Here is a 14,546-nt window from a genome sequence, read left to right on the forward strand (position 1 = left end):
CACCTCGACCCAAGTTTCCGGTGACATCTCGTTCACCGTTTGGCACGACCCCAGCCGAACGGGAGGGTCATTTTGCTTACTGAACGCCACAAGCTCATTGCCGGCAAAATCTGGGAAGTCGCTAATCGCCTGAGAGGGCCGTATCGGCCGCCACAATATCGCTTAGTCATGCTTCCCATGGTTGTGTTGCGCCGGCTCGACTGTGTGCTGGAGCCGACCAAAGAGGCCGTCGTTGCGGAGTATCAGCGGCTGGTTGCGGCGGGCACGCCGGAGAACGCGATCCCCAGGCTGCTGACCCGGGTGGTCGACAAGGATCGTAAGCAACCGCTCTACAACACCAGCCCCTTCACCTTTCAGAAGCTGCTCGGGGACAGCGAAAACATCGCTCCGAACCTCGTCTCCTACATCAACGGGTTCTCAGAAACCGCTCGAGCGATCTTCGATAAGTTCAAATTCGGCGAGCAGATCGAGAAACTCGATGCGAGCAACCGGCTCTACACGATCGTCAAGGCGATGGCCGAGGTGGATCTTCACCCGGACAACGACATCGACAATTTGCAGATGGGCTATCTGTTCGAACACCTCGTGATGAAGTTCAACGAGCAGGCGAACGAAGAGGCTGGGGATCATTTCACCCCGCGCGAAGTCATCCGTCTAATGACGCATCTCGTCTATACGGGCGAGGAAGATGTCTACAAACCGCGCGTTTATCGCGAAATCTATGACCCGGCTTGCGGAACCGGCGGCATGCTATCCGTTTCCGAAGAAACGATCCGCGCCGGAAACCCCAAGGCCGAGCTCGGCCTATATGGGCAGGAATATAACGACGAAAGCTGGGCGATCTGCTGCTCGGACATGCTCATCAAAGATGAGGAAACCAACAACTTGATCCTTGGCGACACGCTGGGTGATGGCAAGACGCACGACGGCTTCCCAGAAAAGAAGTTCGATTACATGCTCGCCAACCCGCCTTTCGGCGTAGAGTGGAAAGATCAGCAGAAAGTCGTCGCCAAGGAGGCAGAGGAACTGGGCTTTGGCGGCCGATTCGGCGCGGGACTGCCGGCGATCAACGATGGTTCGCTGCTGTTCCTCCAGCACATGATCGCCAAGATGCATCCCTATGCCGCGGGGGATCCTGATCGGTCAGGATCGAAGATAGCGATCATCTTCAACGGATCGCCTTTGTTCAGTGGCGATGCCGGGTCCGGTCCGTCCAATATCCGTCGCTGGATCATCGAGAACGACTGGCTCGACGCTATCGTCGCGCTGCCCGATCAACTCTTTTACAACACTGGCATTTTTACTTATATCTGGCTCGTCACTAACCGAAAGCAGCCAGAGCGGCGCGGCAAGGTCCAGCTCATCGACGGCACTCGCTTTTTTGCCAAGATGAAAAAGAGTCTCAATAACAAGCGCAACGAATTGAGCGACGCGCATATCGCCGACCTCACCCGGCTCTATGACAATTTCATCGATGGCGAGATGGCGCGGATCTGCGCTGACGAAAAGGCTGGAACGTGGGAAGAGCGCGTTGTCAGTCGCATCTTCGAGAACCGCGAATTTGGCTTTCTGAAAGTCACTGTCGAGCGGCCCTTGCGCCTCAATTTCGAGGCGACGCCCGAGCGGATCGCGCGGCTGGACGATCAATCGGCCTTTATCGCGCTCGCCGTATCGAAAAAGCGCAAGGACGCCAATGCGGCGGAAGCCGAAGAGGCCGAAGGCAGGGGCGTGCAAGAGGCGATACGGTCCATGCTCGGTACGTTCGCAGACGGCGGTCTGCATAAGGACCGGGATCGCTTCGAGGTCGCGCTGGAGGCTGCCGCTAAGCGCGCGAAGCTCAAGCTCCCCGCGCCGATCAAGAAAGCAATCTTCGCAGCTCTAGGCGAGCGTGATGCCACGGCGGAGATCTGCCGCGATACCAAGGGCCGGCCGGAGCCGGACAGCGAATTGCGCGATACCGAGAATATTCCGCTGCCGCCCGGCACCGCCCTACAGCTGCCGATGAAGTTCGGGCCGGACATGCCCAATGACGATCTGGTCGCGGCGATGAAGCCCGCCATCCAAGCCTATATCGCCGCCGAAGTGCTGCCCCACGTGCCCGATGCCTGGGTGGACTATTCCAAGACCAAAGTCGGCTATGAAATCCCGATCAACCGGCATTTCTACGTTTACAAACCGCCGCGGTCGTTGGGCGAGATTGAGGCGGACATCAACAAGCTGGAGAGCGAGATTTCCGGCTTGCTCAAGGGGTTGGTCTCGTGATCGAAGCGGACTGGCTTGCGGAGTTTCCGCCCGAGTGGTCGGAATTGCGTGCTGACTTTCTGTGCAACCCCTATCGCGTAACAGTGTCGCCCGAACGATTTGAAGGGAATATGGTCGCCCACTACTCCATCCCGCAGGTGCAGGAGACCGGCGGGCCGCTGATTGAGCCAGCCGATGACATCGACAGCACCAAGCTGCTGATCTCAAAATCAACACTTTTGGTTTCCAAGCTCAACCCGCGCAAGCGGACAATCTGCATTGCAGAGCCGCAGGGCGATATGGTCACGCTGGCGTCGGGCGAGTTTGTACCGATCCAATCGGACCACTTTCATCAACGTTATGGCTATTATGTGTGGCTAAGCGAGAAAGTCACGGATCGCCTGTCGGCAATTGTCCAGTCGGCCACACGCAGCCATCAGCGGGTCAATCCCGCAGACATTCTCAAGCTACCGTGGAAATGGCCATCTCTCGAGACCCAGAAGCGCATTGCCGCCGTTCTGGATGAAAAGACGACTCGAATTGACACGCTGATTGCCCGCAAGCAAGTGCTGCTGGAGCGCCTCGCTGAAAAACGGCAGGCGATCATCACTCAAGCCGTTACCAAAGGCCTGAACCCCGGCGCGCCCTTGAAAGATAGCGGCATAAACTGGCTCGGCCAAATCCCCGCGCATTGGGAAGTGAAACGGCTTTCCTTCGTTTCACAAGTGCTTGATTGCAAACACCGTACGCCGGAATACATCGATGATGGCATCCCGTTGGTTAGCACCACGGAAATATCGCCTTATAAGATCGATTACCAAACGAAACGGCAGGTCAGTGAAGATGAGTTGGCAGTGATGTCCGAGGGTGGTAGGCGTCCCCGGACGGACGACATCATCTATAGTCGAAATGCGTCCGTTGGCTCTGCCGCTCTCGTCCGGGACAATCGCGCAATATGCCTTGGACAGGATTTATGTCTCGTTCGGCCTTCGGCCGTTTTACCCAGCTTTCTTGAGTATTTCCTGAACTCAACGGCCTGCTTGACGCAACTGGGAAGCTACCTCGTTGGGGCTACCTTCAAACGAGTCAACGTAGACGTCATAAAGAAGTACTCACTTCCAATGCCGCCAAAAGATGAACAAGTTGCCATTTCGACATTCGTTCGCGCCGCAGTAGCAAAGGCCGAAGTTGTTGAGCGGGCGATTTTCGATAGTATCTCCTTGCTTGTCGAACACCGTTCCGCACTGGTCACGTCCGCCGTTACCGGACGAATGGAGATTTAGGATGGCCATAAAGTTCTTCGATGGACCGGAGGCCTTTAGGGCGCTGGTGGACGGCTCTGGAGTGAAAGGCAACTGGTCAGAGCTAAACGGTTCCCTGCAGTATCGGTCTCTGCGGGGCGGAGTGATGAGTTACTGGCCCAGCACGAACACAGTTTCGATACAGGGAAGATCCCCGGGCAAAGAAGACCTAGAAGCTCTTTTTTCGGCAATAGACGACGGTCAAGCGGGCCCCGTCGCAGCGGCCGCCCCCGCCGATCCCAACAAAAAGGTGTTTGTCGTTTACGGGCACGACGAGCGCGCCCGAACGCAGCTCGATGCGATGTTGCGACGCTGGGGGCTTGAACCGATCATTCTCGATCAGCTTCCGTCCAAAGGGCAGACCATTATTGAGAAACTTGAAGACTATACCGAAGATGTGGGTTTTGGCGTTGTGCTAGCGACGCCTGACGATCTTGGTTTTCCTAAGGATCATGAGGACCAGAAAGCCTATCGCGCGCGCCAAAATGTCGTGCTTGAACTAGGCATGTTGCTTGTCAAACTGGGACGGCCGAAGGTCGCCATTATGCTCGGCAATCAAGTCGAGATGGAGCGTCCCTCCGACATCCAGGGTCTAATCTACATACCATTCAAAGACGACCTGCAGAGAGAGGCGGGACCAGCCTTAGCGAAGGAAATGGCAGCGCAGGGCTATAACATCGACGTGGCCAAGCTTTAATATGGCAGGTCACACCGAAGCCGACTTCGAATACGCCATCGAATACGGCCTGATCGCCGGCGGTGGCTACGCCAAGGGTGATCCCAAAACCTTCGATCCGGCAACGGCGCTGTTTCCCGGCGAGGTGATCGGCTTCATCCGCGCCAGCCAGTCCGCGCGCTGGGATCAGCTAGAGGCGATGCTCAAAGATCGCACCGCGGCGACGATTATCGACAGCCTGACCAAGGAACTGGCGAGCAAGGGCAGTCTGGGCGTGCTGCGCCACGGCTTCAAATGTTACGGTAAGACGCTGCGCCTCGCCTATTTCCGGCCCAACTCCGGGCTGAACCCGGAAAGCGCAGCGCGATACGCCGCCAACCGATTGACCATCACCCGGCAAGTCGAGTTCGTCTCTGACGTGCTCAAGCGTCCGGATGGCGGCAAGCGCAAATGCGTCATCGACGTGGTGCTGTCGGTCAACGGGCTGCCGGTCGTAACGGCGGAACTCAAAAACCCGCTCACCCACCAGCGCGCCGAAGATGCCTGCAAACAATATATGCGGGACCGCGATGGGCGCGACCTATTGTTTCGCTTCAAGGAGCGGGCGCTGGTGCATTTTGCCGTCGATCCCGACGAAGTATGGATGGCAACGCAGTTGAAGGGGGAGGATACCTATTTCCTGCCGTTCAACCGCGGCCACAATTACGGTGCGGGCAACCCACCGGTCGAGGGCAATTGGAAAACGCACTATCTGTGGGACGAGGCGCTGTGCGCCGACAGCCTGCTCGATATTCTCCAGCGGTTCATGCATCTGGAGGTGAGCGAGCGGACGATCGAGACTTCGACCGGCTTTCGCACGATCCGTAAGGAAGCGATGATCTTCCCTCGCTATCATCAGCTAGACTCGGTGCGGCAGCTGGTTTCCCATGCCGAGGCGCACGGGTCCGGCCACAATTACCTGATTCAGCACTCGGCCGGTTCGGGCAAGTCGAACAGCATCGCGTGGCTCGCGCACCGGCTGGCAACGCTCCACGATGCAGCCGACGATAAAGTGTTTCATTCGGTGGTCGTCATCACCGACCGGCGCGTGCTCGACCAGCAATTGCAGAACACCATCTACCAATTCGAGCATAAGACCGGCGTGGTCGAAAAGATCGACGAGAACACGCAGCAGCTTGCCAAGGCGCTGTCGAACGGTACTCCGATCATCATTTCGACGATCCAGAAATTTCCCTTCATTTCTCAGGCGATCAGGACGCTGGAGGCCAAGGGCGAAAGCGTCGCCATCGACACCCGCAACCGGCGTTTCGCGGTGATCGTGGACGAAGCGCATAGCTCGCAATCGGGCGATACGGTCGCCGCGCTCAAGGGCATCCTCAACAAGGACGGCATCGCCGACGCCATCGCCGCGCAGGCAGGCGATGAGGAGGATGACGATCTGTCCGAGGAGGCCAAGGGCGCGATCCGCCAGCAGATGTTGCAGCGCGCGCGCCAGCCTAACCTGAGCTTTTTCGCCTTCACTGCGACACCCAAGTTCAAGACCAAGCTGGTGTTTGACGAACCAGGACCGACCGGCGCCGCGCCATTCCACGAATATTCGATGCGCCAGGCGATCGAAGAAGGCTTCATCCTCGACGTCCTGCAGAATTATGTAACCTACAAGCGCTTCTTCGGGTTGGTGAAGCAGGTCGAGCATGACCCGGACGTGCCGAAGCAGAGGGCCGCCAACGCTCTGGGCCAGTATCTCGAGCTTCACCCGGTCAACATCGAGCAGGTGATCGCGGTCATCATCGAGCACTTCCGCCTGCGGGTGATGCACGAACTCGGCGGCCGGGCGAAGGCGATGGTTGTGACCGGATCGCGTCTGTCGGCGGTCAAGTACAAGCGGGCGTTCGACCGGTACATTCAGGATCGTGGCTATCAGGGTATCCGCGCACTGGTCGCCTTTTCGGGAACGGTCGAAGATCCTGACGATCCCGGATCATCGTTCACCGAAGTCGGCATGAACGACGGCCTGCCCGAACGCGAACTTCCCGAACGGTTCGGCGGCGACGATTATCGCGTGTTGATCGTCGCCGAGAAGTACCAGACAGGCTTCGACCAGCCGTTGTTACAGACCATGTACGTGGTCAAGAAGCTTGCGGGTGTACAGGCGGTACAGACCCTTTCGCGCCTCAATCGCACCGCCCCAGGCAAGACTCGAACTTTCGTTCTGGATTTCAGGAACGAGGAAGCGGACATCTACAAGGCGTTCAAGCCATATTACGAAGCCACGCCGGTCGGCGAAAATGCCGACCCGCAAAAGCTCAACGAACTTCATCACAAGCTATTGCAGCCGGCTGTGTTTACGCCGGTCGACGTAGATGAGTTTGCCGAAGTCTGGTTCAAGCTTCGGCGCGATCATAGTGGGCAGGATCACCGGCTGATGAATGCTGTGCTCGACCGATCTGTCGATCGTTTCAATGATCTGGATGAGGTGGTGCAGGAGGAGTTTCGCGGTCAGATGACCGCCTTCAACAATCTCTATTCTTTCTTGTCGCAGATCATGCCGTACTTCGATGAGGGTCTCGAACGGCTCTACGCGTTCCTGCGCAACCTGTCCCCGAAGCTGCCGCGCCCTGGCGATGGATCAAAGTTCACGCTGGATGACGACGTGGCGCTGAAGTTCTTTCGCCTCCAGCAGGTCAGCGACGGCATCATCGATCTTTCCCAAGGGGAGGCTTACCCGCTCAAAGGTCCGACGGACGTTGGCAGCGCGAGAGTGCGGGACGTGGATGTCGCGCTCTCAACGCTGGTGGCCAAACTCAACGAGCGTTTCGGAACCGACTTCACCGAGGCGGATCAGCTCTTTTTCGATCAGGTCCGGGCTACCGCCGAGCGGGACGAGAAGGTAGTGGAAGCCGCACAGGCCAATAATTTCCCAAACTTCGCTGCCTATTTCGGCCGGGTACTCGAAGACCTGTTTATCGATCGGATGGACGGCAATGAGGAGATTTTCCGCCGCGTGATGAGCGACAACCAGTTTCGAGGCGCGGCGCAGGAGCATATTGCTCGCGAGGTCTACGAACGAATTCGAGCGGAAATTCACCGGGAGTCCGAAAGCGGCTAAGCCTGCTTGCGAGCGGTATCGCGAGGGACTGCGCTCCACCGGCTCCCCCCTCCTTGCGACGAACGGTGCATTTTCCCCTACCAATCCGATGGGAATTGCGCCATACGCACCGCCGGACTGACCCAGGACCAATTCGCGAGGCGCTGTGCCGAGCGGGGGCGCGGCCTGGATTTTACGGAGATTTGTCCATGAAGAAGCTCGTAGTTCTCTCGGTGATTGCTCCTGTCGTGCTCGGCCTCGCGGCTTGCGGCGGCAACAAGGCGGCCGACAACGCCGTCGTCGTCACCAACACCGACGACGTGAACCTGACCGACACCACCAACATCACCGACGAGAACGTCAGCGACGTCACGGCCAACGCCAGCAACGTCGCCGAGTAATCGGCGCGGCGGCGGGGCGACCCGCCACCGGAACAACAGGCCGCGCGATCCGATGGGATTTCGAGCAGATCCTCGGGCTCCGCGATGCCGCTGGCCGCGCACGCCGCGGCGAGCTCGCTGTCGATGTCGAGCAGGTCGCGGTCGGGGTCGGCGACGACCGGCGTGCCTGCGCTCATCTGCGCATTGGCGCGGCAGAAAAAGGCGAAATAGGCGTCGGCCGCGGCGATGAACGCGGTCGCGCCCTGCGCTTCCAGATAATCGGCGACCACGCCCGCCTTGCCGAACTCGCCGTGCGCGGCCAGGGGATCGGGATAGGGCACGAAATGCACCTTGCCCGCGGCATCGATCACGCGGCCGAGCGGGAACAACCGGCAGACCAGCGGGCGGTCGGCATGGACGGTACAGCCCTGATCGCCCAGGAAGATGCAGCGCCCGTCCTCCTGCTGGCGCAAGGCGCCGTCGATGGTGAAATCGTCGCGCGCCTGGGCAGTGGAGACGCCGCGATTGCGCGCCAGCCGCGCGATCTCATACGGATTGACCTGGATGCGCTTGTCGACGCAGCAACTGTTGCAGCGCGTGCAGCGATAGCTGAACCGCGTGCCGGCCGTCATCGGGGCCGGCGTCGGGTCGTCGGACGGCATGCTCGCCTGCTCCCCTTCTCCTGATCCCGAGCATAGCGGAGCAGGGCGGTTATCGGATAGGATCGATGCGACTCCGTTCCAGAAAGACTCCATGCGCCTCTCCATCGACGCCCGGCTCGACTATTGGCTTGCCGCGCCGGCCGACCTGCTGTTCGCGCTGGAAGTGGCGCAGACGCCCGATCAGCATCTGGTCACCGACCTGTTGCGCATCGGCGGGGTGGAGGCATTGCGCCCGATCCCGGCGGATAACGGGCTGGGGCGGCGCACCTGGACGCGGGGAGAGGGGCGGGTGACCGCGCATTATACCGCGACGGTCGAGATCGACCGGACCGACGCGACGCTTCACGGCCTCGCCGCCGACGACATCAAGCAGCTGCCGGCCGACGTGGTGCCGTTCCTGTTCCCTAGCCGCTATTGCGAATCCGACCGGTTCGATGCGCTCGTCCGGCGCGAGTTCGGCGCGCTGTCGGGCGGCGATCGGGTCGAGGCGATGGCGGCGTGGATCCGCGGGCATCTCGATTATGTCGTCGGGTCGAGCGACGCGACCACCACCGCCGCCGACACCTATATCGCGCATCGCGGCGTGTGCCGCGATTTCGCGCATCTGCTGATCGCCTTCGTCCGCGCCGCCGATATCCCCGCGCGGATGGTCGCCGCCTATGCCTGGCGGCTCGATCCGCCCGATTTCCATGCGGTGGTGGAAGTGTGGCTGGACGGCGCGTGGCGGCTGATCGACCCTACCGGGCTGGCGCCGGTAGAAGGGTTGGTGCGGATCGGGGTTGGGCGCGATGCCACCGATATCAGCTTCATGACCATCTTCGGCGAGGCGGAATGCCTGTCGCAGAGTGTTACGGTCGAGCGGGTGGGGTGAGTGGGTAGCTTAAGCCCCTCCCCTTCAGGGGAGGGGTAGGGGGTGGGGGATGCCTCGCAGAGCACATCGCCTGTGACTGCCCCACCCCAACCCCTCCCCTGAAGGGGAGGGGCTTTATTTGCCTCACCTAAACCTTCAACACCCAACCCCGCGCCCGCAGGAACAGCGTAATCGCGATCGAAATCCCCCCCGCAATCACCGCATACAGCATCGACGTCCAATCCAGCGGCAATCCCGTCGCGGCGATCCCCGCCAGCAGCTTTTCGCCCAGATGCTCGCCGCCGACCGGCACCATCATCAGCACGATCGCCACCGCATCGTGGACGACATAGAGCGTCAGCGACACCGCGCCGAGCGCGGCGATCGTCTGGGCGAGGCGCGACGCACCGATCCGCGGCCAGACGATCTTGAGCAACGCCAGCAGGCCGAGCCCGATCGCCGCGTTGATCAGGGTGAAGGTCGGCGTCCACAAATTCTTGTTGATCGGCCAGAACCAGGCGGCGCCGAGCGTCAGGCCGAGGCACAGAACGGCGACCGCGGCGATCATGATTACCGGCTTCTTGCGGCGCACCGACATGCGCTGGACCGCGATCCCGATCATCGTCGTGGCGATCGCCGATAGCGTCGATAGCGGCCCTTCGGGATCGAATGGCGGGCCGTTATCGGGCTGGCCATAGAGCCGCGTGCCGCCGAGGATGACATGATCGAGCCAGCCGCTCATCCCTTCGCCCGGCGCCATGCTGGCGATCAGGTCGCCCGGCGCTGGCAGATGAAGCAGCACGCCATGAACCAGCATCAGCACGCCGGCGGCGATGGCCGGCGCTTTCCACGTCGTCGTCTGGCGGCACGCGATCGCGCAGACCAGATAGACGATGCCGATCCGCTCGAGCACGCCGGTGAAGCGGATCTCCTCCAGCTTGAGACTGAAATGGACGATGAAGCCGATCGCGAAACCGATGAACCACAGCAACGCCGAGCGTCGCACGATCTTCGCGATCGACGGCCGCGGCATCTTCCCGTCCATCGTCAGCGGCAGCGCGAGGCCGACCGCGAGCAGGAACATCGGAAACACCAGATCGGCGAAGGTCAGCCCGTTCCACGGCGCATGGTTGATCCACCAGAAAGCGTGCTCTTCCGACCCCTGGAGGTTGGCGAGCACCATTCCGAAAATGGCAAAGCCGCGCAGCGCATCGAGCGCTTCGTCGCGGACGCGGACCGGTTTCGACATATCCATTGGTCCTGTCCCTAATCAGCCCGCGATCACCATGCCACCCTTCATCACCATCCGCACCTGGCGGACCGCGGCAATGTCGGCCGTGGGGTCGCCCTCGACCGCGATCAAATCGGCGAGCAGGTCGGGTTTCACCGCGCCGAGCTTGTTGTCGAGGTGGAACCAACGCGCATTGCCCCAAGTCGCGGCGATCAGCACGTCGGTCGGGGTCATCCCGCCGGCGACCATCAGCTCCATCTCCCGCGCGTTCTGGCCATGCGCGAACACGCCGACATCACCGCCCATGCAGAGATGGACGCCGGCCTTCATCGCCATCTGGAAACTCCTGCGGTTGATCTGGACGGCTTCGGGCGCCGGCTCGGTTCCGGTCCAGCCGCGATAGCGCGACGTCGCGTCCGACGCGGCGAGCGTCGGGCAGAGCGCGATGCCCTTCTTTGCCATCTCGGCGAATATCTCGGGCGTGCCGCCATAGCCATGCTCGATCGTATCGACTCCCGCGGCGATCGCGCGGCGCATTCCTTCGGCGGTGGCGGAATGGACTGCGACCGGGCGGCCGGCATCGTGCGCGGCGGCGACGGCGGCTTTCATCTCCTCCAGGCTGAGCGTCGGGCGGCTGTCCTCGCCGGGGCGCCAGCGATAATCGGCGTAGAGCTTCACCCAATCGGCGCCGCCGGCGATCTGGCGGCGTACCGCGGCGACGATCGACTCGACTCCCGACACTTCCTCGGCGCCTTGCGGGATGGCGACGCCGGGTTCGAACCCCTTGGGACCGTAAGCGCCCAGCGCGACGATCGCGCGCGTCGCGACGTTGAGCCGCGGACCGGGGACGATGCCCTGATCGATCGCCGCCTTCAGCCCGACATCGGCATAGCCCGCGCCTTCGGTGCCGAGGTCGCGCTCGCTGGTGAACCCGGCGAGCAGGGTCGCGCGGGCACTCGCCACCGCGCGCGCGGTCCTCAGCGCGAGCGGCTCGTGGAGCACCTGATCGTCCCAGCTGGTCTCGTTATAGGGGTGGAGGAACAGATGACCGTGCCCCTCGATCATCCCGGGCATCAGCGTCTCGCCGGGCAAGTCGATCACCTTGGCGTCGGCCGGCGCCGACAAATTGGGTCCGACCGCGGCGATGCGATCGCCCTCGACCAATACTTGCCAGCCGGCATGCGTCTTGCCGTCCAAGCCGTCGAAAACGCGCGCGGGCTTCAGCAGCACGACTTGTTTCGGCACTTCGGCGGCGGGAAGGGCGGCCGCCGGCCCGAGCAACATCGCCAGTACAAGTGCCACCCAGCGCATGGTTTTCTCCCCGGTGTCGCGTTACGCTCCCGATATGGATAGAGCCCTCCGCCTCCCGCTCCTAGCCCTTGCCGTACTGACCATGGCGCCGACCGCGCCCGACCCCGCTGCCGCTGACATGGCGCGCTGGCGAGCGCAGGCGGCGCGCGTCACGATCACGCGCGACGATTGGGGCATCCCGCACGTCCGCGGGCAGAGCGATGCCGATGCGGTGTTCGGGCTGATCTATGCCCAGGCCGAGGACGATTTCTCGCGCGTCGAGGCGAATTACCTGACCGCGCTCGGCCGCACCGCCGAGGCCGAGGGCGAGGACGCGATCTGGGGCGATCTGCGCCAACGCCTCTATGTCGATCCCGCCGAGCTCAAGGCGCACTATGCCGCCAGCGCGCCATGGCTGAAATCGCTGATGAATGCCTGGGCCGACGGGCTCAATTTCTACCTGGCGAGGCATCCCGGCACCAAGCCCAAGGTGCTCACGCATTTCGAACCGTGGATGGCGCTGAGCTTCACCGAGGGCAGTATCGGCGGCGATATCGAGCGGATTTCGCTCAGCGATCTCAAGACTTTCTACGGCAAGCCGACGCCGCCGACGCCCGAGGAACTCGGCATGGTGCCGCGCGAGCCGTCCGGCTCGAACGGCATCGCGATCGCGCCCAAACTGACCTCGGGCGGCAAGGCACTGCTGCTGATCAACCCGCACACCAGTTTCTACTTCCGCTCCGAGGCGCAGATGTCGAGCGCGCAAGGGCTCGACGTCTATGGCGCGTCCACCTGGGGGCAGTTCTTCATCTACCAGGGGTTCAACGCCAAAGCGGGGTGGATGCACACCTCATCCACCGTCGACAATGTCGACGAGTTCGCCGAGCGCGTGACGAAGCGCGGCGGCGGCTACGTCTATCGCTACGGCAGTGCGGAGCGGACGGTGACGAGCGTGGCAGTGACCTTGCTCTATCGCAAATCCGACGGGTCGCTAGGCGAACGCCGCTTCACCACCTGGCGCACGCATCACGGCCCGATCGTCGCGGCGAAGAACGGGCGCTGGATCGCTGAGGCCCTGATGTGGAAGCCGGTGCCCGCGCTCGAGCAGAGCTGGCTCAGGACCAAGACCAGCGACCTCAAGAGCTTCCTTCAGGTCGCATCGCGCCGAGCCAATTCGTCGAACGACACCTTGTTCGCCGACAGCAAGGGCGAAATCGCGTTCCTGATGCCGCAATTCATGCCGCTGCGCGACAACCGCTTCGACTATACCCGGCCGGTCGACGGCGCCGATCCGGCGACCGACTGGAAAGGACTGCACACGCTGCCCAGCCTGCCCAGCGTGCTCAACCCTCGCGTCGGCTGGGTGCACAATACCAATGACTGGCCGTGGGATGCGGCGGGCCCGGATAGTCCCAAGGCGGCGAACTATCCGCGCTACATGGATCAGATCGGTCCCAATGCGCGCGGTGCGCATGCCGACCTGCTGCTCAAGGGCAAGAGCGGCTGGACGCCGGAAAAGCTGCGTGTCGCGGCGTTCGACAGCTATTTGCCCGCCTTCGCTGAGCTGATCCCCGGATTGGTCAAGGCTTGGGATGGGCTCCCCGCCGACGATCCGCGCCGCGCCCGACTGGCCGAGCCGATCGCGTTGTTGCGCAACTGGGATCGCCGCTGGGGCTATGAGTCCACCGCGACCAGCCTGGCGGTGTTCTGGGGCGACCAATTGTGGCGCGAGGTCGGCGGTTTCGCCCAGGCCGAGCGGATGAACGTCCCCGATTATATCGCGACGCGAGTCAAACCGGGCGACAAGCTCGACGCATTGGCGGCGGCCACCGACCGGCTCAAGCGCGACTTCGGCGACTGGCGTGTGCCGTGGGCCAATATCAACCGTTTCCAGCGGCTCGACGACGCGATCGCGCCGCATTTCGACGATGCCCGAGATTCGACCCCAATACCCTTCACCTCGGCGCAGTGGGGCAGCCTCGCGTCATTCGGCGCCAAGACCTGGCCGGGGACCAAGCGTTATTACGGCACCAGCGGCAACAGCTTCGTCGCGGTGGTGGAGTTTGGGCCAAGGGTGAAGGCGATGGCGGTGATGGCCGGCGGGCAGAGCGGCGATCTGGCCTCGCGCCATTTCGCCGACCAGATCGGCCGCTATGCCGAGGGACGGCTGCGTCCGGTCTATTTCTATCCGGACGAACTCACGGGACATGTCGAGCGGCGCTACCGCCCGGGCGAATAACCTCAGGCTGCGTTCGCGTCGGGATCTGGCGCGCTGTCGTCCGCGGGACCGGCCAGGCTGCTCTGCGGCAGCGCGATACGCACGAGCTTCCACGCGAACAGGCCGCGCCGTTGGAACACTAGGTTCACAGGGTCGTCAGCCGCGCCCTGGCGTCGCAAGGTGACGTCGAAACGGTTGAGCGCCACATAGTGAAAGCCATAATCAACCCGCCGGGGCGTCGCGGAAGCCGTGTCGCCGCTACCGACCCTGCCCGCCCGAACCAACGCCGCGATCCCTTCCGGCGTCACGACGCTGTCGATCATCCGGTCGAGGATCGACGGCATCAGCATCGCGCCGAGCCCGGCGAGCGGATTACCCCGCATCGCTGGGTCCCGTTCCATTCGCGTGGTCACCGCCGCCGTCAGCTGCGGTTTCAGGTCGGCGCGCACCGCGGGAAAATCGACCGAGCCACGCAGCTTCTCCGCGTCACCCTGTTTCGCCGCGGCGACGAAATCGCGCACCGCGACATAAGGCGACGCACCATAAGCCAGCGCGAACAACGCGAACGCGGCGCCGATTGCGATGATCCAGCCCTTGCGCATGCGATCC

10 protein-coding genes are annotated in these 14,546 nt (G+C 62.3%); 6 read left to right on the top strand and 4 right to left on the bottom strand.

The annotated features are described in order from the left end of the window. Positions 1 to 39 precede the first annotated feature (39 nt). Genes AC1DSD_RS18400 through AC1DSD_RS18415 form a run of 4 tightly spaced genes read left to right on the top strand, consistent with a single transcriptional unit; the run spans position 40 to position 7,327 of the window. Positions 40 to 2,262, top strand: a complete 2,223-nt coding sequence (locus AC1DSD_RS18400; RefSeq protein WP_478032145.1) for a type I restriction-modification system subunit M — start codon at positions 40 to 42, stop codon at positions 2,260 to 2,262. Next, complete coding sequence (locus AC1DSD_RS18405) at positions 2,259 to 3,524, top strand: restriction endonuclease subunit S (RefSeq protein ID WP_478032146.1); 1,266 nt, start codon at positions 2,259 to 2,261, stop codon at positions 3,522 to 3,524. The genes AC1DSD_RS18400 and AC1DSD_RS18405 overlap by 4 nt, the downstream gene beginning before the upstream one ends. Position 3,525: 1 nt before the next feature. Further along, a complete protein-coding gene (locus AC1DSD_RS18410; RefSeq protein WP_478032148.1) occupies positions 3,526 to 4,239 on the top strand; it encodes a TIR domain-containing protein in 714 nt (237 codons plus the stop codon). Position 4,240: 1 nt separating this feature from the next. Then, the gene (locus AC1DSD_RS18415) at positions 4,241 to 7,327 is read left to right on the top strand and encodes a type I restriction endonuclease subunit R (RefSeq protein ID WP_478032149.1); all 3,087 of its coding nucleotides are present in this window, start codon (positions 4,241 to 4,243) and stop codon (positions 7,325 to 7,327) included. 172 nt (positions 7,328 to 7,499) lie between these two features. Here the strand turns inward: AC1DSD_RS18415 and AC1DSD_RS18420 are convergent, their stop codons facing one another. Then, positions 7,500 to 8,348, bottom strand: coding sequence for a YkgJ family cysteine cluster protein (locus AC1DSD_RS18420; RefSeq protein WP_478032150.1), 849 nt, complete (start codon positions 8,346 to 8,348; stop codon positions 7,500 to 7,502). Positions 8,349 to 8,439: 91 nt separating this feature from the next. On the opposite strand from AC1DSD_RS18420, the gene AC1DSD_RS18425 reads away from it, so the two are divergent. Then, positions 8,440 to 9,219, top strand: a complete 780-nt coding sequence (locus AC1DSD_RS18425) for a transglutaminase-like domain-containing protein (RefSeq protein WP_478032151.1) — start codon at positions 8,440 to 8,442, stop codon at positions 9,217 to 9,219. 127 nt (positions 9,220 to 9,346) lie between these two features. Here the strand turns inward: AC1DSD_RS18425 and AC1DSD_RS18430 are convergent, their stop codons facing one another. Next, positions 9,347 to 10,453, bottom strand: a complete 1,107-nt coding sequence (locus AC1DSD_RS18430) for an acyltransferase family protein (protein WP_478032152.1) — start codon at positions 10,451 to 10,453, stop codon at positions 9,347 to 9,349. Between the two features lie 15 nt (positions 10,454 to 10,468). Then, positions 10,469 to 11,740, bottom strand: a complete 1,272-nt coding sequence (locus tag AC1DSD_RS18435) for a metal-dependent hydrolase family protein (RefSeq protein WP_478032153.1) — start codon at positions 11,738 to 11,740, stop codon at positions 10,469 to 10,471. Between the two features lie 34 nt (positions 11,741 to 11,774). On the opposite strand from AC1DSD_RS18435, the gene AC1DSD_RS18440 reads away from it, so the two are divergent. Further along, positions 11,775 to 13,958, top strand: coding sequence for a penicillin acylase family protein (locus AC1DSD_RS18440; protein ID WP_478032155.1), 2,184 nt, complete (start codon positions 11,775 to 11,777; stop codon positions 13,956 to 13,958). A 2-nt stretch (positions 13,959 to 13,960) separates the two neighbouring features. Here the strand turns inward: AC1DSD_RS18440 and AC1DSD_RS18445 are convergent, their stop codons facing one another. After that, positions 13,961 to 14,539: a DUF2939 domain-containing protein gene (locus tag AC1DSD_RS18445; protein ID WP_478032157.1), complete on the bottom strand. Its 579-nt coding sequence runs from the start codon at positions 14,537 to 14,539 to the stop codon at positions 13,961 to 13,963. Positions 14,540 to 14,546: the final 7 nt, after the last annotated feature.

It is taken from the genome of Sphingomonas sp. P4_D12 (genome assembly GCF_056401895.1).